This is a genomic window from Rhodococcus sp. 27YEA15 (assembly GCF_049739425.1).
In the GTDB taxonomy this organism is placed as follows: Bacteria; Actinomycetota; Actinomycetes; order Mycobacteriales; family Mycobacteriaceae; genus Rhodococcus_F.
In genome coordinates, this window is the sequence record NZ_JBMHHW010000001.1 from 1,635,056 (window position 1) to 1,658,737 (window position 23,682).

At 64.3% G+C, this 23,682-nt stretch carries 13 protein-coding genes; 6 read left to right on the plus strand and 7 right to left on the minus strand.

Annotation, left to right across the window (positions count from 1 at the left end; all coding sequences use genetic code 11):
* Positions 1–48: 48 nt before the first annotated feature.
* Both ABH922_RS07555 and ABH922_RS07560 read right to left on the minus strand, forming a co-directional pair.
* On the minus strand, positions 49–588 hold the full coding sequence (locus ABH922_RS07555) for a hypothetical protein (protein ID WP_424806323.1): 540 nt from the start codon (positions 586–588) through the stop codon (positions 49–51).
* 248 nt (positions 589–836) lie between these two features.
* A complete protein-coding gene (locus ABH922_RS07560) occupies positions 837–1,307 on the minus strand; it encodes an Lrp/AsnC family transcriptional regulator (protein WP_424806324.1) in 471 nt (156 codons plus the stop codon).
* Positions 1,308–1,601: 294 nt separating this feature from the next.
* On the opposite strand from ABH922_RS07560, the gene ABH922_RS07565 reads away from it, so the two are divergent.
* The 4 genes from ABH922_RS07565 (at position 1,602) to ABH922_RS07580 (ending at position 7,446) form a co-directional block, all read left to right on the plus strand.
* Positions 1,602–2,690 carry a Glu/Leu/Phe/Val family dehydrogenase gene (locus ABH922_RS07565; protein ID WP_424806325.1) on the plus strand — a complete coding sequence of 363 codons (1,089 nt, stop codon included), beginning with the start codon at positions 1,602–1,604 and terminating at the stop codon, positions 2,688–2,690.
* Between the two features lie 136 nt (positions 2,691–2,826).
* Positions 2,827–6,318: an indolepyruvate ferredoxin oxidoreductase family protein gene (locus ABH922_RS07570; RefSeq protein ID WP_424806326.1), complete on the plus strand. Its 3,492-nt coding sequence runs from the start codon at positions 2,827–2,829 to the stop codon at positions 6,316–6,318.
* A gap of 4 nt (positions 6,319–6,322) precedes the next feature.
* The gene (locus ABH922_RS07575) at positions 6,323–6,910 is read left to right on the plus strand and encodes a hypothetical protein (protein WP_424806327.1); all 588 of its coding nucleotides are present in this window, start codon (positions 6,323–6,325) and stop codon (positions 6,908–6,910) included.
* Positions 6,911–7,122: 212 nt separating this feature from the next.
* Positions 7,123–7,446, plus strand: a complete 324-nt coding sequence (locus ABH922_RS07580) for a hypothetical protein (RefSeq protein ID WP_424806328.1) — start codon at positions 7,123–7,125, stop codon at positions 7,444–7,446.
* A 10-nt stretch (positions 7,447–7,456) separates the two neighbouring features.
* On the opposite strand, the gene ABH922_RS07585 is transcribed toward ABH922_RS07580, so the two are convergent.
* The 4 genes from ABH922_RS07585 to ABH922_RS07600 all read right to left on the minus strand — a co-directional run bounded on the left by ABH922_RS07585 (position 7,457) and on the right by ABH922_RS07600 (position 10,744).
* Positions 7,457–7,930, minus strand: a complete 474-nt coding sequence (locus ABH922_RS07585) for an OsmC family protein (protein WP_424806329.1) — start codon at positions 7,928–7,930, stop codon at positions 7,457–7,459.
* A 191-nt stretch (positions 7,931–8,121) separates the two neighbouring features.
* The gene (locus tag ABH922_RS07590; protein ID WP_424806330.1) at positions 8,122–9,321 is read right to left on the minus strand and encodes an acetyl-CoA C-acetyltransferase; all 1,200 of its coding nucleotides are present in this window, start codon (positions 9,319–9,321) and stop codon (positions 8,122–8,124) included.
* Complete coding sequence (locus tag ABH922_RS07595) at positions 9,318–9,980, minus strand: CoA transferase subunit B (RefSeq protein WP_424806331.1); 663 nt, start codon at positions 9,978–9,980, stop codon at positions 9,318–9,320. The genes ABH922_RS07590 and ABH922_RS07595 overlap by 4 nt, the downstream gene beginning before the upstream one ends.
* Positions 9,977–10,744 carry a CoA transferase subunit A gene (locus ABH922_RS07600; RefSeq protein ID WP_424806332.1) on the minus strand — a complete coding sequence of 256 codons (768 nt, stop codon included), beginning with the start codon at positions 10,742–10,744 and terminating at the stop codon, positions 9,977–9,979. Before ABH922_RS07600 ends, ABH922_RS07595 begins: the two co-directional genes overlap by 4 nt.
* A 165-nt stretch (positions 10,745–10,909) precedes the next feature.
* On the opposite strand from ABH922_RS07600, the gene ABH922_RS07605 reads away from it, so the two are divergent.
* On the plus strand, positions 10,910–11,689 hold the full coding sequence (locus tag ABH922_RS07605) for an IclR family transcriptional regulator (RefSeq protein ID WP_424806333.1): 780 nt from the start codon (positions 10,910–10,912) through the stop codon (positions 11,687–11,689).
* Positions 11,690–11,787: 98 nt separating this feature from the next.
* On the opposite strand, the gene ABH922_RS07610 is transcribed toward ABH922_RS07605, so the two are convergent.
* Entirely contained in the window at positions 11,788–12,654 is an 867-nt protein-coding gene (locus ABH922_RS07610; RefSeq protein ID WP_424806334.1) for a siderophore-interacting protein, read from the minus strand.
* A gap of 146 nt (positions 12,655–12,800) precedes the next feature.
* Between ABH922_RS07610 and ABH922_RS07615 the strand changes: the two genes are divergently transcribed.
* Positions 12,801–23,636: an amino acid adenylation domain-containing protein gene (locus tag ABH922_RS07615; protein ID WP_424806335.1), complete on the plus strand. Its 10,836-nt coding sequence runs from the start codon at positions 12,801–12,803 to the stop codon at positions 23,634–23,636.
* Positions 23,637–23,682 lie beyond the last annotated feature (46 nt).

A 23,682-nucleotide genomic window follows, 5' to 3' on the forward strand; every position in this document is an offset into this window, starting at 1 on the left:
CGGAACTCATTCGTGACGAACGAGTTCCGGCCCGGCCGAGACGGTGGATCAGCTCTGGCTGAGCTGGGTGACCTTGCCGAAGATCGACTTGAAGAAGTTTCCGATGTCCGCGGATCCGGTTCCGGGGTTACCGGGAGTGACCGGCGGGGTGGTGACCGGCGGGGTGGTGACCGGCGGAGTGGTGACCGGCGGGGTGGTGACCGGCGGGGTCGTGACCGGTGCTTCGACGATGCTGACCGATGCGGTGGTCAGTTTGATCTTCGACTTACCGACGACGGGTTCGCATTCGATCTTGACCGTGTACTCGCCGTAGGCGACAGGTGCGAATGTGAGGGCGCCGACAGCGATGCCGTCCTTGACGTACTTCACCTTCTTTTCCTCGACAGTCTTGTCCGCGGCGTTCCTGAGCTTGAACTCGCACTCTTTGAGACCGTTTTCGTCCTCGGTCGGTGTGACCGTGACCGTTCGATCGGTGTTGTTCGCGGTAACGGCAAACGTGGTCTCCGCAGAGGCGAGGGCGGGAGCGAGGAAAAGGAGCGGGGTGGTGATACCGGCCAGAACGGCGGTACGCACGGCAATACGCGTCATGTGATGAAAGTTCTTTCCGTCAGGCGCTCCTATTGATTCGGAACAGTGTGATTCCGGGGGAGCGCGTGTAGTGGTGTTCCTTCGATCCCGCTGGAGAGAGAGACCGAGCAAGGGGAGATTAACACCATGACTTTGCAAAGTGGTGAGCTACGTTTTACCGACGGACCTGCTCGAATCGACGAGTTGGCAGACCGACCGGTACGTTATTTTGATCTGTGCAGATGAGGGCTACTTATGAGAAATTCGCATCAAGTCGGCGGAGCGGATGTGGTGTGGCTTTCGAGAACGATCATCGACTCACTGTGGCCCAGGCTGCGCAATTTCCAGACCGATTCGGTGAGCACGTTCTTGAGATGCTCGTGATCGCGGACTCTGATTCTCGCAACGAGATCCCACTTGCCGGTCACCAACTCCACGCTCACCACTTCGTCGAGTTCGCGTAGGACTGCCATCGATTCGAACACCGATTTGTGTTCGGTGAGTTCGAGGCCGATCAGTGCTTCGAGTTTGAGCCCCAGGGCTGCGTAGTTGATTTCTGCTCGATAGCCGGTGATGACACCGCGGGTTTCGAGGCGTTCGATTCTTTCGCCGACAGCACCTGCCGACATTCCCACGGCGCGCGCCAAAGCCCGAACCGAGATACGAGCGTCGGTGTGAAGCAATGACAGGATGCTTCGGTCGATGTCGTCGAGACCGCTCGAGGAAAAATCGTCGCTCATCAATTCCCTCCTGAACGGGCGCGGAATCGCCCTGCTGATGTCGCCACCCACACGTTACCCGGTTGCGAAGCAGATTGCCTGATCATAAGACACGTCGAATTGAACAAATCGCGAACGTTGACATAGTCATTTTAAACAAATGCAGATCGTTTGTTCGGAATTTCCGAAAACTGTTGCACATATGAATCCGGCAAAGCTATTCTGGCCGAACAGGCGGACATCAGTCACCACCCCCCGACCGATTCGCCTCGAGTGCCCACCCCGCTCTCACCCGTCATGGAAGAAGTACACACGATGAACTCACCGAGCTTTGCCGTCGACATAACCGACCACGATCACGAACAGGTAATCTTCTGCCGCGACGAGAAGTCCGGTCTCAAAGCCGTTATCGGCATCTATTCCACCGCGCTCGGCCCGGCACTGGGTGGAACTCGCTTCTACCCGTACCGCACCGAGAGTGAAGCCGTCGCAGACGTGCTCAACCTCTCCAAGGGTATGGCCTACAAGAACGCGCTCGCCGGCCTCGATCTGGGCGGCGGCAAGGCTGTCATCATCGGAAACCCGAACGATCTGAAGTCCGAAGCCCTGCTGCGGGCTTACGGTCGTTTCGTCGAAACTCTCGGCGGGCGCTATTACACCGCCTGCGACGTCGGAACATTCAGTGCGGACATGGATGTCGTCGGACGGGAAACCTCCTACGTCACCGGTCGCTCACTCGCGCACGGCGGTGCCGGAGACTCGTCGATCCTGACGTCGTGGGGCGTTTTCCAGGGCATGCGGGCGTCGGCTCAGCATGTCTGGGGCGATGCGTCACTCTCCGGCCGTACCGTCGGCATCGCGGGTGTGGGCAAAGTGGGACGCCATCTGGCGGAACTCCTCGTGGAGGAAGGCGCCGATATCGTGGTGACCGATCCTTACGAGCCTGCCGTGCACGCTCTCGTGTCGGCATTTCCGGACATCCGTACCGTCGACACCGTCGACGAACTGATCCGCGAGCAACTCGACGTGTATGCACCGTGCGCGCTGGGTGGAGCGTTGACCGACGATGTCGTCGAGGTGCTGAGTGCGCGGATAGTCTGCGGCGCAGCCAACAATCAGCTCGCCCATTCCGGTGTTGCCAAGCTGCTGAAAGACCGGGCCATTACCTATGCGCCCGACTACTGTGTCAACGCCGGTGGAGTCATTCAGGTCGCCGACGAATTGAACGGTTTCGATTTCGATCGCGCGAAACTGCGGGCTACCCGAATTTTCGAGACGACGCTGATGGTGCTCGAACGCGCAGCCGGTGACGACACGACCACTGCTGCAGCCGCCGACCGATTGGCCGAGCAAAGAATTCGCGAAATCGGCCGGTTGAGTTCCATCTGGACTCCCCGCTCGTAACTCGCGTCACCCGACCGCGCTCTACGCGCAACCTCTGACGAACCCGGCCGAATCGGTGGGGTTCGAACGCGACCCGTTCGCACAGGCCTCACCTCCGTTCCCCTCGAACGGCCGACAGATTGGACGATGCGCCGTCATGACTGCATCTGTTACGAACAGCCCAGCCCAGCCCTACGATCTCGACGACCGGTACCGACCGGGGTCCGGACCCACCCTGCTCACCGGTGTTCAGGCGATTGCGCGTTTCCTGGTAGAGCAGCACAAGAGGGATCTCGCGAGCGGTGACAATATCGGGACGTTTGTTTCCGGCTATCAGGGAAGTCCGCTCGGTGGTGTGGATCGAATGCTAGCCGGTATGCGTGATGTATTGGACGAGAACGATATTCGTTTCACGCCCGGAGTCAACGAGGAATTGGCAGCGACGTCCGTATGGGGCAGTCAGGCCACTCTGGACCCGGCCGCAGCGCGTCATGACGGTGTGATCGGCGTCTGGTACGGCAAGGGGCCAGGTGTCGACCGCGCCACCGACGCGATCCGCCACGCCAATATCTACGGGGTCAACCCCAAGGGGGGCGTCGTGTTGATGGTGGGCGACGATCCGGCGTCGAAATCGTCGACCGTTCCGGCCGTCAGTGAGCGCTCACTGGCTGCGCTCGGTGTTCCGGTGTTGTTCCCGCGCAACGCGGAAGAGATCATCACGATGGGCATGCACGCGGTTGCGCTCTCTCGTGCGTCCGGGTGTGTGGTCGCGGTCAAGATCGTCGCTGATGTGGCCGACGGCGCGTGGAAAGTCCTGCCCGACGCCATGGACAACCTGTCGATCACGGTTCCGACGGTCGAACACAACGGTCGGCCTTTCGTGTACACCCAGCGTCCGATGGCGGTGGCACCGGATCGGATTCTGGCTGCCGAAGCGGATCTGGTCGGTCCGCGCTGGAAGGTCGTGCAGGCGTACGGCTCGCTGAACAATCTCGATGTCGTCGAGGTTGATCCGGAGGGCGCAAAGTTCGGAATTGCCGCCACTGGTACGACTTTCGATTCCGTTCGGCAGGCACTGGCCGACCTCGGTGTCGACGACGACGCGCTGCGGGCAGCGGGCATCAGTTTGTTGCGAGTCGGTATGACGTATCCGGTGTCCGCGGACGCCGTGCGCTCGTTCGCGCTCGGGCTCGATCAGTTGCTGGTGGTCGAGGACAAGACGGCTTTCCTGGAGAACCAGTTCCGCGAGGTTCTCTACGGGATGCCCGGCGCCCCCAGGATGGCCGGAAAGCTCGACTTCGACGGCCGCGACCTGGTGCCTGCCGGTGGCGAACTGACGGCCGGCCGGTTGCTGGCCCCGTTGCGCCGGGTGCTCGAGGGGCATGTGGAGATGACGCGGACGTTGCCTGCGCCGTTGACGTTGAATGTGTTGTCGGCGAAGCGGACTGCATATTTTTGCAGTGGTTGCCCGCACAACCGTTCCACCGCGATCCCGGAAGGCTCGATCGCCGGCGGTGGTATCGGCTGCCACATCCTGGTGACGATGTCGGGGCGCGGCGACAGTGCGGTGACGGGGTTGACGCAGATGGGTGGTGAGGGCAGTCAGTGGATCGGGCAGGCACCGTTCACCGATGTGCCGCACGTGTTCCAGAACGTGGGGGACGGCACGTTTTTCCATTCGGGGCAGTTGGCGGTGCAGGCGTGTGTCGCGGCGGGGGTGAACATCACCTTCAAGTTGCTCTACAACGATGTGGTGGCGATGACGGGGGCGCAGGACGCGGAGGGCGCTTTGTCGGTGGCGGCGTTGACGCACAAGTTCGCGGCGGAGGGTGTGGCGCGGGTGATCATTTGTGCGGACGAGCCGCAGCGGCACGAGAAGCGGGCGTTGGCCAAGGGCACGAAGTTGTGGCATCGGGACCGGTTGGACGAGGCGCAGAAGGAGTTGCGTGAGGTCGAGGGTGTGACGGTGCTCATTTACGATCAGCATTGTGCGGCGGATGCGCGGCGTCAGCGTAAGCGGGGGACGTTGCCGACGCGGAACACGCGGGTGGTCATCAACGAGGCCGTGTGTGAGGGTTGTGGTGATTGTGGGGTGAAGTCGAATTGTTTGTCGGTGCAGCCGGTGGATACGGAGTTCGGGCGTAAGACGCGGATTGATCAGACCTCGTGTAACACCGATTATTCGTGCTTGGACGGTGATTGCCCGTCGTTCGTCACGGTGGAGACGGTGCCGGGGAAGAAGATCGCGAAAGCGCAGCGGCCGACGGCTCCGGTGACGGCGGATCCGGTGCTCGGTGAGTTGACCTCGACGCAGAACGTGTTCTTGGCGGGGATCGGTGGTACCGGGATCGTGACGGTGAACCAGGTGTTGGCGACGGCGGCGTTGCGGGCTGGGTTGGAGGTGGAGAGTCTCGATCAGATCGGGTTGAGTCAGAAGGCGGGGCCGGTGGTCTCGCATCTGCGGTTCTCGGCTGGGGTGTTGGAGCCCTCGAATCGGCTTACGCCTGGGAGTGCGGATTGCATCGTGGCGTTCGATTTGTTGACTGCGACGGACAACAAGAATTTGGTGTACGGGGATGCGGGGTCCACGATCGCGGTGGCGTCGACGTCGCCGACGCCGACCGGGGACATGGTTTACGACAAGAGTGTGGCGTATCCGGAGGCGGCGGAGTTGATGGGGCGGCTCGAGTCGGTGGTGCGGTCGGTGGAGTCGTTCGACGGGTTGGCGGCGGCGCAGGTGTTGTTCGGGAACACGGCGGCAGCGAATTTCTTGTTGATCGGTGCGGCGTTCCAAAGTGGTGGGTTGCGGATTCCGGCGGCGGCGATCGAGGAGGCGATCGGGATCAACGGGGTCGCGGTCGCGGCGAATGTGGAGGCGTTCCGGTGGGGTCGGGTCGCGGTTGCCGATCGGGCGGCGTTCGATGCGGTGATCGCTCCGGTGGCGGCGCCGGTGGTGGCGCCGGTGGTGGTTCCGGAGTCTGTGTTCGCGGGGACGAGTTTCACCGGTGAGGTGGAGCGGGTGGTGCGGTTGCGGGCGGGTCAGTTGGTGGGGTTCCAGTCGGTGAAGGTCGCGGCCCGGTATGTGGAGTCGGTGCAGGCGGTGTGGGCTGCGGAGCGGGCGGTGACGGAGCGGACGGAGTTCAGTGAGGCGGTGGCGCGGGGGTTGTACAAGTTCACGGCGTACAAGGACGAGTACGAGGTGGCGCGGTTGTTGACGGATCCGGTGTTTTTGGGTGAGGTTGCGGCGGCGGTGCCGGGTGGGGAGAAGGTGACGTATCGGTTGCATCCGCCGATCGTGCGGGCGTTGGGTCGGAGTAAGAAGATGGGGTTCGGGCCGAAGTCGCATTCGGTGCTCAAGGTGTTGGCGAAGGGGAAGCGGCTTCGGGGGACGAAGTTGGATCCGTTCGGGTACATGCATGTGCGGCGGGTGGAGCGGGAGTTGTTGGCGGGGTACGAGGTGATCGTGGCGGATCTTTCGCGGGGGTTGTCGGCCGGGTATGAGCGGGCGGTGGAGATCGCGGGGTTGCCCGATATGGTGCGGGGGTACGAGGACATCAAGCTCGGTAACGTCGAACTCTACAAAACCCGACTCCGCGAACTCGGTGTTGGTGAGAGCGGCGTGACCGACCCGAGACCTCGTAGCGAGTGATGTCGTGACACTCGACACCGCAATGGAATTCGTACTCTCGGCAAAGGGGTTGTCGAATTCCGGAGGCGGCGATCGCCAACTCGAGACGTACTCGATCGAGTGTGCCGATGTCGCAGACGCGATCGCCCGCCTGGCCACACTGATGCGTCGGCACAGCGTGGAGATCCAGAACCTGTCGACGTGGTGCTCGCTCAAACCCGGCGGTGCACTCGGGTTGGTCGTCACCCTCAGGAGACCGACGAACCTGTCCGAGGAAGCACTCGTCAAACGAATGAACAACATCGTCGGTGTCATTCGGGTACGACGGGAAATGTTCGAGGAGAACACAAGACACCAGTACCTGACCATCGAGGTGTCGGCGACGGGTCACTACGTCGACAAACTTGCAACCTTGGGTTACGAGTTCAAAGCCACTGCCTTGCAGCATTCGCAGCGGCGGACCGTCATGCAATTGTCCGACACGTCAGAGCGCATCGAGGAATTCTTGAAACGTTTGGGCCAGTGCATCGATTACAAGGCAACCGGTGAAATCAGGGTATCGCCGTACGGGCAGGCTCTGACCCTGCTCGGACGCAAGAGAGCCCGGGTGTAAGCGATACCGAGCTCGACAAGGTTGTCCCCGAACGAGATCGTTCGGGGACAACCTTGTTCGACCAGATCGGCGTTCGTCGGCGAAATCGGCACCTGCGGTCTGGGGATTCCGAATCGAGTATCCCCGGCTGCTCGAACCGATAGGGTTTGAGCAGCGCGTGGCTACGCCGTGTCGAGTTGGCGTGAACATCGGTGCACCAGGGAAGGAGTGACGTGCTCGTCGGATCAGCTCTGGTGATTTTTGCCCTGGTATGTTCGAGCAAGGCGATGTACCGGGTGTCCGTGGACAATGCGAGCAGCAGGCTTCCGTGGTGGTACGGAGAATTCGACGTCCCGAAAACGCGGCAGGTGCGGACGGGGGAACGCCTCGGCTGGATCTTCTCGCTCATCGGTGGAGTGCTATCGGCGGACACGCTGTGGCCTGAGCGTCCTCTCCTGGCTGCCGGAGTGCTCCTGGCAGCAGTGATCCTCGTCAATGCCGTTCCAGGACTGATCATCACGGCTCTGCACAATCACAGACACCCGACTGTCACCTGATTCTCGACGGTCAAGCCCGTGACGCGTTGGTCCACGAGTAGCTCAGCGCCACACCGCTTCCGCGGAAGAGCTGGGTAATGGGGCAACGACGCTCCACTTCGGCGGTGAATGTCTCGAAATCCTGGTCGGACAGGTTGGTTTCGAGTGTGATCGCCACCGTGACGTCCTCGAAATTGGAGATTCCCTCGGCTCCGTGCACGAGGACGGAGTTGTCGAGGTGGGCCGTGAGGTGTCCGGTGAACAGTCCGAGTTCGGTGCCGGCGGTGCCTTGGGCCACGATCTGCGAAGTGATTTGCGTGCAGGAGAGAAGTGCTGTCAGGGCGTAGTCGAGGGGGCTGGGGGCCGAGTCCGTGCCACCGAACGCCGGATGTCCTTCCGCCACGATCGAATGGGACGTGCCGTCCAGTGTGACTATCTGCTTCACGCCGGGGCCGGATCCGGTCAGATTGAATTCGAGAACGGCGCCCTTGGGGTGTTGTGGCATGTGGAGTCCTGATCGTGAGTGAGGGTGACGCAATTGCGCATATAAGTAATGCACGAATTATTCGTGAGCGAAAGAGTTTCGCTCACGAAGATTTGTGATGTGGACGGCACGCGAGAAAAAACTCGGTGGGTGCACGCGGGTCGAGGCCACGCGCACCCACCGAGAGTCAGGGGGTGTATCGGGTTGTGTTGTCAGGCTTTGGGGACGTGGAGGATGAGGGCGTCGCCTTGTCCGCCGCCGCCGCAGAGTGCGGCTGCGCCGGTGCCGCCGCCGCGGCGTCGGAGTTCGAGGGCGAGGTGCAGGGCGATGCGGGCGCCGGACATGCCGAGGGGGTGGCCGAGGGCGATGGCGCCGCCGTTGACGTTGACGGTGGTGGGGTCGAGGCCGAGTTCGCGGGTGGAGGCGATTCCGACGGCGGCGAAGGCTTCGTTGATTTCGACGAGGTCGAGGTCGGTGGGGTTGATGCCTTCTTTGGCGCAGGCTGTGGCGATGGCGCGGGCGGGTTGGGATTGGAGGGTGGAGTCGGGTCCGGCGACGACGCCGTGGGCGCCGATTTCCGCGATCCAGGTCAGGCCGAGTTCTTCGGCTTTGGTTTTGCTCATCACGATCACGGCGGCGGCGCCGTCGGAGATCGGGGAGGCGGAGCCGGCGGTGATGGTGCCGTCCTTGGCGAACGCGGGACGTAGTTTGCCGAGGGATTCGGTGGTGGTGTCGGCGCGGATGCCTTCGTCTTGGGCGATGATGATCGGCTCGCCTCTGCGTTGGGCGATGGTGACGGGGATGACTTCGTTGTCGAAGAGTCCGTTTTTCCAGGCGCGGGCGGCGTTCTGGTGTGAGGCGGCGGCGAAGGTGTCTTGTTCTTCGCGGGTGATGTGGGTGGATTGTTGTTCGTTGACGTGTTCGGTGAGCAGGCCCATGGCTTGGTCGGTGAAGATGTCGTGGAGGCCGTCGTAGGCCATGTGGTCGCGGAGGGTGACGTCGCCGTATTTGAAGCCTTCGCGGCTTTTGTCGAGGAGGTGGGGGGCTTGGGTCATCGATTCTTGTCCGCCGGCGACGATGGTGTCGAATTCGCCGGCGCGGATGAGTTGGTCGGCGAGGGCGATGGCGTCGATGCCGGAGAGGCAGACTTTGTTGATGGTCAGGGCGGGGACGTTCATGGGGATGCCGGCGGCGACGGCGGCTTGGCGGGCGGGCATTTGGCCGGCGCCGGCGGTGAGGACTTGTCCCATGATGACGTAGTCGACTTGTTCGGGGGTGATGCCGGATTTGTCGAGGGCGCCTTTGATGGCGATGGCGCCGAGGTCGGATCCGGAGAGGGTTTTCAGGTTTCCCAGGAGTCGACCCATCGGGGTACGAGCCCCCGCCACAATCACAGAAGTCTTGTCGGTCATGCCAGTTCTACCTTCAGTTCGGTGCCGGTTGCGGCGATTACGTCCTCGACGGTGACATCGGGTGCCAACTCTCGAAGCACGAGAGTTCCTTCACCCGAGACGTCGATGACGGCGAGGTTGGTGATGATGCGGTTGACGACACCCTGGCCGGTCAACGGAAGGGTGCAGGTGTCGACGATCTTCGGATTGCCGTCGCGGTCGTTGTGCTCCATGACGACGATGACCCGGCGGGCACCGTGTACGAGGTCCATCGCACCGCCCATGCCCTTGACCATCTTACCGGGGACCATCCAGTTGGCGAGGTCGCCGGTGCGGGAAACCTGCATGCCGCCGAGGACGGCGGTGTCGATGTGGCCGCCACGGATCATTCCGAACGAGAGCGCCGAATCGAAGTATGCTGCACCGGGATTGACGGTGACGGTCTCCTTCCCCGCGTTGATGAGGTCGGGATCGACGTTGTCCTCGGTCGGGTACGGGCCGGTTCCGAGGATGCCGTTCTCCGAATGCAGGACCACCCGGACGTCGGATCCGAGGTAGCCGGGTATGAGGGTGGGGAGTCCGATGCCGAGGTTGACGTATTCGCCGTCGATCATCTCGTCTGCGGCACGCGCTGCCATCTGCTGGCGTGTCCATCCGGCGGCTGTCACTGGGGTGCTCATCGCGTTGTTCCTTCCGAAGCGCTGACGGTGCGCTTTTCGATTCGCTTGTTCTGCGGTCCCGTGTTCACGATGCGCTGGACGAACACGCCGGGTAGGTGCACTGCGGCGGGGTCGATCTCGCCAGGCTCCACGAGGCGTTCCACCTGGGCGATGGTGATGCGTCCGGCCATTGCCGCGAGCGGGTTGAAGTTCATCGCGGTCTTGTCGAATACCAGGTTGCCGTCGGTGTCGCCCAGCACGGCATGGACGAGGGCGTAGTCGGCGTTGATGGCTTCTTCCATCACATAGCGTTTGTCGCCGAAGACCCGAGTTTCCTTGGGCGGTGAGGCGATTGCGATGGATCCGTCCTGGCTGTACCGCCACGGCATACCGCCGTCGGAGATCGGGCTGCCCACACCGGCAGGCGTGAAGAATGCGGGGATGCCGGTTCCGCCGGCGCGTAGACGCTCGGCGAGGGTTCCCTGCGGGGTCAACTCCACTTCCAGCTCACCTGCGAGGTATTGCCGCGCGAATTCCTTGTTCTCTCCGACGTACGACGCGGTTACTCGGCTGATGCGGCCGGCCGAGAGCAGGATGCCCAAACCGTGGTCGTCGACGCCGCAGTTGTTGGAGAACACCTCGAGGCCGGTTGTCGCCGTTGCGGCGATGGCCTCGATCAGGGAGTCGGGGATGCCGCACAGGCCGAATCCGCCGACTGCCAGGGTGGCACCGTCGCCGATGTCGGCGACCGCGTCCGCGGCCGACTTGTATACCTTGCTCGTCACTATGGCTCCTATCTGCGTTCACCATGTAAACGCGAGTCCTGAATCCCCTACAGTCAACTATGTGCAGTTCAACCGATCAATGATTCACGATGACGAGTTCGATATTGCTCATCCATTGACCGTGAGAGTGCAATGTGTTCATAGAATGGACGCTAGGGTGGCAGGATGACTTCTTCGGGACAATCGCCGCACGTCGTATCGAGGGTGGCGGCATTGTTGCGGTCTGTGGGGGCCTCGGAACCGGGCGGAGCGAGCACCACCGACCTCGGCCGGACGGCCGACCTCGCCAGGCCGACGGCGCACCGATTGCTGACGATGCTCGCCGCGGAAGGGCTGGTGGACCGTGACCGTACCAATGGTCGGTGGTATCTCGGTCCGGAGTTGTACTTGCTGGGCGCGGCGGCAGGTAATCGATACGACATAGCCGACCACGCCCGCGAGGTACTCGACGAGCTGGCGAGGTCAAGCGGAGAAAGCGCATTCCTGTCGGCCAGACGCGGTGACGAGACGGTATGCGTTCTGAGTCAGGAGGGAAGTTTCCCGCTGCGCTCGCACGTACTGCACGAGGGCAAGCGGTTCCCGCTGGGCGTCGCGTCTGCAGGTCTTGCGATTCTGAGTCACCTGCCCGCACGCGACATCGACGACTATTTCGCGCGTAACGATCTGGAAGCCGAGTGGGGCAGCGTTCACCGCGAGGCGGCCATCCGGGAGCGGATCGAATCGACCAAGACCACCGGGTACACGGTCAACCCGGCTCTGATCGTCGAGGGTAGTTGGGGGATGGGAGCGGCAGTCTTCGATCGGTACGGCCGACCGGCCTGGGCGTTGAGCCTGACGGGTGTCGAGACACGATTTCGTCCGGATCGCCACGCCGAATTGGGCACGATGCTGCTCGAGCAGGCCCACACCTTGTCGACGCGATTGAAGGCGCGGCTGCCCGAGTAGCGGGTGCACCCGAACGCGGAAACGCCGGGCGAGTGTGCGCGCCCGGAGAGTGCTCGGTGAGATGAACCGGGCGCGGACCGGCGCGAGCCTAGGGCCGCTCAGCCTAGACGCGCGCCGACGGCGTCCACGGCTTGATCGCGTAGCGCGCGCAACCGAGAGAAGGCGCTTCCGTGACTCTGATCGCGCCAGTATCCGGTTGCGTCGAGTTGTTCTTTGCCGAGTCCGAGCGATTTGGCGATCCCACGTACTTCCCGCACGATCGCGGCTTCACCGGCCACCCAGATCCACCCGTCGCCGCCTGCAGGTACCTTCTCTCGTACCGCCCGGCCGATCAGTTCTGCATCGGCAACACCTCCGGTGCGGTGCACCCAGGTAACTCCGGCGAGGTTCCGCTGCTCCTCTCCGGGGCCGTCGACCAGGACGACGGCGTGAAGGGCGGCAGGGTCGGTATGGGTGTCGACGAAGTGACCGACCGCAGGCAGTGCGGTGGCATCGCCCACCAGGAGCCACCAGTCGGCACCGACCGGAGTGATGGTGGAGGCTTTCGGCCCGGCTAGATGAACGGAGTCTCCCGGAGCTGCTGCTCGGGCCCAGTTTCCGGCCGGCCCGTGCCCGTGGAGTACGAAGTCGAGATCGAGTTCTCCTGCTGCCGAATCGAATCGGCGCACCGTGTACGCGCGAGCCACCGGTGCGGGCTTCTTGGGCCAGTGCAGGTGCCCGTCGTGCTGCTCGGGGAGTACCGGGGACGAGCTGCCGGGCTCGGGGAGGAAGATCTTGACGTAGTCGTCCGCGCCCGCCGTGGTGAATGCCGGTACGTCGAACTCGCCGGAACGAAATGCTCCGAGTTGCGTGCCGCCCAGCGTCAGCCGCCGCATGCTCGGGGTGACGTCCTCTACTCGGAGAATGTCGAGCTTGCGCAGAACGATGGGTAGTTCTACCCGTCGAGACGGGGTGATCACCGGCATGGTGCGGCGTCCTTTCGGAGGGGTTTTGTCCGGGGCGGGCTGTCCTCGGCGACCATCCTAGCAACTGTTAGGGTAGGTAACCCTAAAGGCATATCTGCGTTTGTCGCTGATCGTGAACAGGGCCGTGGGCCGGTGGAGGAAGTCTAGTGTTGTCGAGTGAGGTCACGCCGGACAACCGGCCTAGTCGTCTGCATCTGTCCGCGGCTCAGTCCGGCTTGTGGTTCGCTCAGCAACTCGATCCCACCAACCACACCTTCGTCACAGGGCAATGCATCGAGATTCGGGGCGGTGACGCGCACGTTCTCGCCGCGGCAGTAGACGTGGTACTCGCCGAGTCCCCGGAACTCTCGGCGGCCTTCGACAACGGCGCAGGCGGTCTCACGCAGCGTCTGGGTGGCCGGCGGTTTCCGGCGACGGAGGTAGTGCGAGTGACCGGCCCCGGTGACCCGCTCGACGCTGCGATCGCGGCGATGAAACACGAACTGCAGACGCCGATCGACCCGGCTGTGGAAATCGGATTCGGTGCCCGTGTCCATGTTCTCGAGGACAATCGGATCGCGCTGTTCTTGAAGGCGCATCATATTCTGATCGACGTCTACGGTTACGGAATACTCGGTCGCCGTATTGCGCAGGTCTACAGCGCGTTACGGCGTGGAATCGAGATACCCGAGGCACGTCGGACGGATCTTCGGACCGTGGTCGACGTCGACCGGGACTATCGGGACTCCGACGAATTCGCGGCGAGCCGGGAGTTCTGGGCGCACGAACTGCGAAACGCACCGGAGGCCCTCACGCTGGACGGATCAGGTTCGGTGGGAGCTGCACATACCGCACGCCGGATCGTGTCGGAGTCGGTACTGGTTCCGGCCGAGGTCGTCGATCGTTTGTCCGACACTCCGGCGGGGGCCGGATGGGCGGACGCCGTGACCGCCCTCGTCGCAGCGTATGTCGGCCGTCGCACCGGGGCCTCGGACGTGATACTCGGATTCCCGTCGATGAATCGCCTGGGCACGGCGTCGGCTCGCGCGCTGACCGTTGCAGTGAACGTGCTTCCGCTACGAATACCGGTGACACGCTACGACACGTCGACAGATCTGGCGGATCGTGTCCGGGAAGCTCAGGCCAGGATCCGGCCGCACGCGAGATACCGCGGCGAAGACATTCACCGTGATCTGCGGCTTCCAGCCGGCAGTGCGGGGCTCGTCGGGCCCACCGTGAACGTCAAACCGTTCGGCGATACCCTGCGCTTCGTCGACGCGGAGGCCGTGGTTCACTCGCTGGCGCGTGGACCGGTACGGGATGTCTCGATCGTGGTGCGCAGACTCGATCGCACCCGCGAGCTGGAGTTCCAGATCGACGCGGACGCCGACCGATACACACCCGAGCAGGTGCGGGCACACGGCGAGGCGCTGGCAGACCTCGTCGGTGTCGCCGCCGATCCGGATCGCAACAACGCACCTGTCAGTGCGGTGGACCTACGACCGGCCGCCGTGCGCCGGATCATGGACGAATCCTGGGCCGGGGTTCTCTCGAACTCCACGGATTCACCAGACGTGCTTGAACTCTTCGACACTCAGGTTCGCGATCGGGGCGCTGCTCCGGCAGTGACCTGCCGGGGCCAGTCGATCACGTACAGCGATCTCGCCACGAGAGTGGACGCGGTGGCAGCCGAGCTGCGCGCTCGGGGTGCCGGTCCGGAGGTGGTCGTTGCTCTCGCGCTACCGCGAACTGTGGACATGGTGGTTGCCATACTTGCGGTATTGCGTTGCGGCAGTGCGTATCTGCCTCTCGATCCGGCATTTCCTCGTACGCGTGTCGAATACATGCTCGACGACGCACGGCCCCGCGTCCTCCTCACCGGACCTGAAGGTCTGCCGGAGGTGAACGTGCCGGGCGGCACCGTCACCGGCGTGATCGTCGCCGACACGGTCGAATGGACATCACCCGTCACCGAACGCCGGCCGGTCGCCGTAGGTACGCCGCGCCCCGCCAACGCCGCTTACCTCATCTACACCTCGGGTTCTACCGGCAACCCCAAAGGTGTGGTGATCGATCGGCGGGCCCTCGCACGGTTCGTCCGGGCCGCATCCGACGTGATCGAGCTGGGCGCCGGATCGAGCTTGCTCGCGGTGACCACTTTGTCCTTCGACATCGCCGCGTTGGAATTGTTCGTTCCGTTGGCCGCCGGCGGAACTGTGGTGCTCGCCGACGAGAGCGAAGCACGCGATCCCGCCGCGCTCGCACAGCTGATCGCCGCACACGGTGTCACGGCCATGCAGGCGACCCCGTCGCTGTGGGGTGCAGTAATCGAGGAGACCGGTGGCGCGGGGCTGGACGGCGTCGACGTCCTGGTCGGCGGTGAGGCATTGCCGGGCCGGTTGGCGACGGATCTGGCGCGGGCCGCGAAGTCGGTCCGCAACATGTACGGGCCCACCGAGGCGACGGTGTGGTGCACCAGTGTTGCAGTCACGCAGGCGATCGGTGGGGCAGTCGCGGAGGTGACCGAATGGACCGGGTCGATCGGTGTTCCGTTCGACGGTAGTGCCGTTCGCGTCCTCGACGGCGCTTTGACGCCCGTGGACGTCGGTGTCGTGGGAGAACTGTACGTCGCCGGCCCGCAACTGGCCCGTGGCTACCGTGGGCGAGCCGGGTTGACCGCAACCAGATTTGTCGCCGATCCGTCGACGACCGGCGCCGGTGAACTCATGTATCGCACCGGAGATCTCGTACGCTGGCGCGCGGACGGCGAGCTCGAATATCTGAGCCGAGCCGACGACCAGGTCAAGGTCCGTGGTCACCGGATCGAGCTCGGTGAGATCGAAACCGTGGCGACGACCGCACCCGGGGTTGCCCAGGCGGTCGCGGTTGCGCGCACCGGTGCGGACGGCTCGGCGCGTTTGTTCGTGTACGTCACTCCGGCGGCGGGAGCGACCCCGGACTCGGCGCTGACAATGGACTGCCTGGCGGCTCGACTACCGGCGTACATGGTGCCGGCCGCGGTCATGATTCTCGACGAGTTCCCGCTGACGCCGAATCTCAAGGTCGATCGCAAGCGGCTGCCGGCCCCGGAGTTCGACGCCGGCGATACCGGACGGGCACCGGCGTCGGCAGTGGAGCTCGATTTGGCGGCACGCTTCGAGGACGTGCTTGCAGTTTCAGGGCTGGGCGTGGATGCGGACTTCTTCACGCTCGGTGGCACGTCATTGTCGGCGACACGACTGATCACTCGAATCAAAGCCGATCTCGGCGTGAATATTTCGCTTCGAAATGTGTTCGATGCTCCGACGGTGGCAGCTCTGGCTGCGATCGTGGAGCAGGCCCGGCCTGCCACGGCCGAGCGGCCAGGCACGCCCTTCCCGACTCGCGCTGATCGATTCGAACCGGTTCCGCTGTCGCCGGCGCAGCAACAGTTGTGGTTCATGGACCGGGCAGCCGGACCGTCCGCCACCTACAACATTCCCTTCGCGTTGCGTGTGCGGGGGACCGTGGACGTCGAGGCCTTGCACCGCGCAGTGCACTTCGTCGTTGCACGTCATGATGTTCTTCGCTCGATAGTGGTGGACATCGACGGTGTTGCACACCAACGGATTCTGGCTACCGGGCCGGATCTCGTCGTCCTCGACACGGACCAGACTCAGATGGATCAGGTGCTGAGCGAGATCGCTCGTCGCCCGTTCGACCTCGAGTCGGAGGCGCCGCTGCGTGTGTTCCTGGTACGAACAGGGCCGCTGGACTCGGTACTGGTGTTGCTCGTTCACCACATCGCGGGTGACGAATGGTCGGCTGGTCCACTACTGACCGATCTGGCTGCGGCGTATCGAGATCCGTCGAACGGCAGTGACGTCGATCGGCCACAGTACGCGGATCACGTTCTGCGGGAGATCGGTACGGATCGACGTCAAGAACAGTTCGCCGATCTCGAGTTCTGGGGTGAGTATCTGGCGGGTGCGCCGGAAGAATTGGCACTTCCGTATGACAGGCCGCGGCCGCCCACCCCGAGCGGACGTGGCAGCGAAGTCTGGATTCGTCTGGACCGCGGTGACACGCAGGCGCTGCGATCGAGCAGTCGACGGCATTCGGTAACGACCTACATGCTCGCACAGGCAGCGGTATCCGTGCTGTTGGCGAAACTGGGCGGCGGCGACGACATAGTGCTCGGATCGCCGGTGTCCGGACGCAAGGACCACGATGTCACGGACATGGTGGGACTGTTCGTCACCACGATCGCCCAGCGGGTCGATCTCTCCGGAAACCCGACGATGTCCGAGGTGCTGCGACGGGTGCGAAGCGGCACCCTCGACACCTTGGCGCACCAGGATGTTTCGTTCGATCAGGTGGTCGATCATCTCGGTGTCACCCGCTCGCTCGCCAGGCATCCGGTCTTCCAGACCATGGTCCAGCACCGGTCCGAGCCGGAACTCCCCGAATTCGTGGGACTCGACGTCAGCGCCTCCTATCTGCAGACCGGGACCGCCAAGTTCGACCTGACCTTCGAATTCGTCGAATCTGCAGAGGAATTGGCGGTTCGAATCGAATTCGCTGCCGATCTGTTCGACCGGTCCACGATCGAATCGATCGGGAATCGCCTACTCGGTGTGCTCGCACAGTTCGTCGAGCCGGAGGCTGTCACCCTGGCCGGGTTGAACGTGCTCACCGCAGACGAGCGCGGCGAACTGGCCGCGAGCGACCACCTCGAGGCGCCGGGCAGCCTGCTCCCCGAGATCCTGACGCAGGCCTACCGCGAGGCCGGTGACGACATCGCTGTCCTCACCACGACCGGGGCGTACACCTATCGCGAGGTGGCCGAGCGATCTCACCGGTTGGCTCGCGGGTTGCGAGCACGCGGTATCGGTCCGGATTCGGTGGTGGCGGTGGCTACCGGCCGATCCACCGAATCGGTGGTCCTGCTCGGTGCGGTGATCCTCGCCGGTGCGGCCTACCTGCCGGTCGACCCGAAGTACCCCAGCGCGCGTATCCGGTTCATGTTGTCCGACGCTGCACCGGATCTGGTGGTGTTCGACCATGGAAGCCGAGCTGTCGTGGGCGACGTGGCCGGGACGGACGTGGCCGGGGTGGACGTCGAGGAACTCGAAAGGCAATGCGCTGCTGAGTCGTCGGAGCCTCGATGGGTTGAGATCGAGGCGGGCAATCTCGCCTACGTCGTCTACACCTCCGGGTCGACGGGTACACCCAAGGGTGTGTCCGGCACCGCCGGGGCGCTGGCAAACAGGTTGCTGTGGCAGCGCGAGCTGACCGGTGCGAGATCCGGAGACGACGTTCGACTGGCGAAGAGTTCCTTCAGTTTCATCGACGGTTCGACCGAGCTTCTCGCAGCACTGATCTCCGGTGCGCGCATCGTGCTCGCCGACGACGACGAATCGCGGGACGTGAACGCACTGGCCGCTCTCGTTCGTGAGCACGGCGTCACCGCGATCACGGCGGTACCGTCCTTGGCGTCGGCGCTCGTCGACGTGGCTCCCGATGCCGCCGCGGGTATCGAACACTGGTTCCTCAGTGGCGAACCGCTCGGTGGTGACGTGGTGCAAATGCTACGCCGGCTACGCCCGGGCGTGGGAATAGTCAACTCGTACGGATCGTCCGAGGTGGCCGGAGACGTCACCCTCTGGGCAGTCCCGCAACAGCATTCGGTACCTGTGCAGATAGGCTCCGCCGTTCCCGGGGTGTCTGCGCGAATTCTCGATCCGGTGCTGTCACCGGTCCCGGATGCGGTGGTGGGGGAGCTGTACATCGGCGGGGTGCAGACCTCTCGCGGATATCTGGGCAGGCCTGCTTTGACGGCGCTGCGTTACGTGGCCGATCCGGTGGGCAACGGGGCGCGGGTCTTCCGCACCGGCGACCTGGTTCGCCGCAACGACGCGACCATCGAATTCGTCTCCCGTGCGGACACCCAACTGAGTCTGCGCGGATTCAGGATCGAAGCCGGTGAGGTGGAAGCGGCACTGACTGCGCACCCCGACGTTGCCGCCGCCCTGGTCGCAGTTCGCGCCGTAGCGGACGGATCCGATCAACTGCTCGCCTACGTGATCGCGGTCGGAGCGGACACGCGGATAGTCACCTCCGCCGTACAGACGCATCTGCGGACCGTGCTGCCGGACTACATGATTCCGGCACAATTGATACAACTCGACGTGTTCCCGACCCTTCCCAACGGCAAGATCGATCGTGACGCACTCCCGGCACCGGCGCGCAGCAGCGTCAGTCGGGCTCCCGACGGCCCGATGGAAGCGGAACTATGTGCCCTTCTCGGTGACGTGCTCGGCGTGGACCACGTCGGCCCGGACGAGGACTTCTTCGCGCTCGGCGGTAATTCGCTGTCGGCCACCCGGCTCTCGTCGTTGATGCGTTCTCGGCTCGGCCGGCAAGTGTCCATCCGTGAGATCTTCGACCTGCGCACGCCGGCGGCGATCGCCGCCGGAATGCGGGACACCGTCGCAGCGAGACCGCAGATCGTGCGACAGGATCTGCCTGCGGAGATTCCGATGTCCGCAGCGCAACGGCGGCTGTGGTTCCTGTACCAGCTCGAGGGCCCCAGTTCGACGTACAACGTCCCGTTCACGATGAAGCTGACCGGGCGCGTCGATTCGGCGGCCCTTGCCACCGCGCTGGCCGAACTGCAGCGCGTTCACGAGACACTTCGAACCGTCTTCTCCGGCGACCGGCACGACGTTGTCGCCGCCGGCGGTCTGGACGGAGTTGTCGCCTCCGGCGGTCTGGACGGAGTTGTCGCCGCCGGGGACGGGAACATCGGCGTCGTCGGCTTCCAGCGAGTACTGCCCACCGACGAGTGCGTGGTGCCGTTCGACGAGATCGACACGACACCCGAGTGCGTTCACGAGCAGTTACGTGAGGCCGCACGGCACGTCTTCGACCTGGAACGCGATGTACCGGTGCGGGTCACGCTGTTCCGTGTCGACACCACGACGTCGTATCTGATGGTTTTGATCCATCACATCGCAGCGGACGAATGGTCGTCGCGTCCGCTGGTGGCGGACCTGTCTACCGCATACACGCGGGCGGTCTCGGACGCCGCTCCGTCTCCGATCGAAGCCCCCGCGGTTCGTTACCGTGACTACACCGTCTGGCAGTCGGGGTCACTCGACGGTCCGAACTCCGACATCGCTGGGCAGACCGCCTACTGGACGACGACACTGGCGGGCATACCGGAGGAGCTGGAACTACCGCGAGATCGGCTGCGGCCCAGCGTGAGTACCTATCGCGGTGATGTCGTCACGTTCGAACTCGCGCCGGCGGTGGTGTCTCGGCTGCGCTCTGTCGCCACGGAACTCGGCGCCACCATGTTCATGGTGGCCCACGCCGGCGTCGCACTGCTCTTGAAGGCGTCGGGCGCGGGAGACGACATCGTGATCGGCTCGCCCGTCGCGGGTCGTTCGGATGCGGCACTCGAGCGGCTGCTCGGTTTCTTCGTCAACACACTGGTGCTTCGCACCGACCTCAGTGGTGATCCGAGTTTCGCCGACGTACTGGGTCGAGTGCGAAAGGCAGATCTGGACGCATTCGCTCATCAGGACGTGCCGTTCGACCGACTCGTCGAGAAGCTCGCGCACACTCGTTCACTGTCGCGTCAACCGCTGTTCCAGACCCTGGTGCAGTATCGCGATCCGATCGCGAAGATCTCCATGACGGGTTTGACGGTCGAGCCCGTCACCGTCGACGTCGGAGCCGCCAAGTTCGACCTGACCTTCGATCTGGCGCAGACCCCGGCAGGTGCGGTGTCGGCTCGGATCGAATACGCCGTGGATCTCTTCGACCGGGACACCGTAGCCGCTTTGGCTCGGCGACTGAAGGATCTACTCGGCGTCGTCGCCGCGTCACCGACCACCCCCGTCTCACGGCTCGAGCTCCTGCCCGTCGACGAGCGTCGCCTTGTCGAGCAGTACGAATCGGGGCGGACCGATCCAGGTGCGGCAAGCAGCAGCCCGTTGCCGGAGTTGTTCGCCCGCCAGGTCACCGCCACCCCGGATGCGCTCGCTGTCCTCGTGGACGAGACCGGATTGGAATTGACCTACCGAGAACTCGGCACCAAGGTCGACTCCCTCGCCGCGCTGATCCACGGGGCCTGCGAGGCGAGCGGCTCGGTCGAACCGGTGGTGGCGGTATCGGTTCGGCGCAGCGCAGCGCTGATCGTCACGTTGCTGGCCGTGCACCGCGCCGGTGCGGCGTATCTTCCGCTCGACGACAGCTACCCGGCAGATCGTCTGGCGTACATGGTCGCCGATGCCGATCCGGTACTGCTTGTCACCTCCGCCGGACGCCCCGCTCCGCCGATCGGTGTTCCGGTGCTGGTCGTGGACGACCACGGTGTGGCCGAGAATGACGGTGCCGCAACGACTCTGCCCCGGAAATCGGTTCATCCCGATGCGGCGGCCTACGTGTTGTACACGTCCGGATCCACGGGCAAGCCCAAGGGTGTCGTGGTCAGCCATCGTAGTATCGCCAACCGCATCGTGTGGATGCAGGCGCAATTGGGCATCGGTGTCGGTGATCGGGTGCTGCAGAAGACTCCGTCCGGATTCGATGTCTCGGTGTGGGAGTTCTTCTGGCCCTTGGTGACCGGCGCTACTCTGGTCACCGCCGTCCCCGACGGTCATCGCGACCCCGGCTATCTGGTGGACGTGCTCGACAAGCGCCGGGTCACGCTGGTGCATTTCGTGCCGTCGATGCTGGCCGCTTTCCTCGAAACAGTGGCGACACAACCGGAGCTGGGCAGGCCGGCGGTGGCCCGTGTGCTGTGTAGCGGCGAAGCGTTGACTGCCGACCATCGCGACCGGTTCCACGATCTGGTCGACGGGGAGCTGCACAACCTGTACGGACCGACCGAGGCCGCCGTGGACGTCACCCATGTGGAACTGCGGCAGTCCGGCGGCGGCGAGCAGTCGAGTGTTCCGATCGGCACTCCGGTGTGGAATACCCGAACCCTGGTGCTGAATCGGTACCTGCAGAGAGTCCCGATCGGTGTCCCGGGCGAGCTGTATCTCGGTGGAGTGCAGCTCGCGCGTGGATATTTCGGCCGGTCGGCGCTGACGGCAGATCGTTTCGTGGCCGACATCGAGGGGAGCGGAGGTCGTCTCTACCGGACCGGGGACCTCGTCCGGTGGCGCCGCACCGCGTCGGGGCTGACGCTCGACTACCTCGGCCGTACCGACTCTCAGGTCAAACTTCGTGGCCTGCGCATCGAACTCGGGGAGATCGAGGCGGTTCTCACGTCCCATCCGGACGTGGTGAGTTCGGCAGTGGTGGTTCACGGCAGCCAGATCCATGCCTGTGTAGTGCTCGCCGACTCTTCGGCGGCGGTGAGTGCGGTGTTGGAATACGCCTCCACACTCCTGCCGGAGTACATGGTGCCAGCCACTGTCGCCGTTCTCGACGAATTTCCGGTCACCGCCAACGGCAAACTCGATCGCAAGGCCCTGCCCGTTCCGCGGGCACCGGAGCCGAGCGAGCGGCGAGCACCGAGCGATCCCGCCGAAGTGGCGATGTGTGCACTGTTCGCCGCCGTGTTGGATCTCGACGACGTCGGAGCGGACGACGACTTCTTCATGCTCGGCGGCGACAGCATCCTGTCGATGCGAGTGGTAGGTGAGGCCCGCCGTGCGGGAATCACCTTCGGACCACGCGAGATCTTCAAATGGCGCACGCCCGCGGCGCTGGCCGCGGTCGCCGAATTCACCGAACTGCTCGGCGCGAGCGATGACGAGGTAATCCCAGACGACTCGCCGGCCGATCCGGTTGTCGACTGCGGACCGATCCCGTTACCGGCGTCGGTGTACCGGAGGCGGGAAAGTGGGGTGGGTGCTCCGGCAGTCGCCGCTGCCATCGTGCTCTCGACGCCGGGGAGTCTCGGCGTCGCAGACGTCGAGGGCGTGATCGCCGAGCTCCTGCGGATTCACGACGCCCTGCGACTGCGATTGACGACGGTGGCGGGCACGCTGTGGTCACTGGAGGTCACCGAAGAATCGAATGTCGTGGTGGAGCTGGTCGGGGACCGCGTGGACGTGGACCGAGCACCGACTCTGGACCCGGAAGTGGCAGTGGTGGCGGCGCGGTTGCATCCGGGCACCCCGGACGAAGAGGGGCTGTTGCAGTTGGCGATCCATCCCTTCGCCGTCGACGCGTGGACGTTCCGGGTGATCCGGGACGATCTGTCGGCATTGCTCGCCCGGCACGGTTCCGGGGATGCGCCGTTACCTGCACGCCCGAGGGCATCGGCGAGAGGGTTCGCCGGTCGCCTGAACGATCGCGCCCAGGACCCCGCGTTGACGGGGCAGCTGGTGCACTGGAGTCACGTGGTCGGCGCGGCACATGTTCTCGCAACCGGAGCCGGGGCTCTCGGGGGCGTCGAGACGCGCTCGGTGCCGGTAGGCGGGGCGAGTACGGGAGCGGTCGAGTCGACGGCGATCGCGGCGCTCGCCGACGCGATCGCGCACTGGCGGGGTACCGGATCGGCTCAGGTGATCCTGGAAGTGCAGCGCGACGGGCGCCTTGCTTCGCCCACCGATCCGGACTGCACGCGCCTGGCCGGGGCGTGGACCGCCGGAATCCCGGTTCGCATCGAGGTCGGTGGTGACGCAGCCACGTCTCGTGAGGTGGCCGAGGCGGCATTACGCGAGGCCGATTCGCTCGAGGGCGGTGCGGACGGCTACAGCCTGCTTCGGTACCTGGGCGCTCAGACTGCGCAGATGATGGCGCAGTTGCCGAGCCCGGGAGTGGTGATTCGAGTGGTCGAGACGGGAGTGGACGCACTGCCCGCCGATCTCACCTGGTTGGCGGAGCCGTCGGCTTCGGTGGACGTGACGGTCGCGGTGTCCGGGCACACCGACTCGCGATCGGCGACGGTGACAGTGGCCGGCGCGCAGGCAGTCGAATCGACGATTCCGACGGCGGTCGCGGAGGCGATCGGACAGCGATTGGCCGCATTGGCAGAGGCGGTGGTCACACTGTGAGCCGAGAGATTAATATGGCTAGCCTAACCACATCTATTTGAAGTTC